At 50.4% G+C, this 385-nt stretch carries 1 protein-coding gene; it reads left to right on the forward strand.

Translation table 11 applies throughout. From position 1 onward, the window contains the following. On the forward strand, positions 1–358 hold a 358-nt coding region (locus tag I6F37_RS44525), incomplete at its 5' end, for a hypothetical protein (RefSeq protein WP_225155061.1). Positions 359–385: the final 27 nt, after the last annotated feature.

The raw sequence follows: 385 nt of genomic DNA on the forward strand, positions 1-385 counted from the left end.
GTCTTATCCTGATCTCTATCTTCGCACACTGCAGCTTGGTGCGATCTACACGCAGGGAGCGTTGCGCTATCAGGGGCGTGGCTACTGGACACAGGGTAAGCAGGATGATCTCGCGGCTTTTGCTTCCATCGCGTACGACACGCGTTCTTGGATACCTGAGCTTTATCTGGTTGGTGGGCGAGACGCAGCAAGTCGGCCTTATCTGACTCAAACCGAAAGCGAAACCTTCTTAACGATTGGTGCTCAACTCACTTTTCCGGCGAATGAAAATTGGAAAGTACGTGCGCTTTACGAAGACAGACAAGAGCGAGGCTATCGGCTAAAGGCCTATAGCCTGTCATTGCTATGGGCGGATTGATGAAAGATTTATTGGTCATACTTACAG

The sequence above is a fragment of the Bradyrhizobium sp. NBAIM08 genome (assembly GCF_020193935.1).
Lineage (GTDB): Bacteria > Pseudomonadota > Alphaproteobacteria > Rhizobiales > Xanthobacteraceae > Bradyrhizobium > Bradyrhizobium yuanmingense.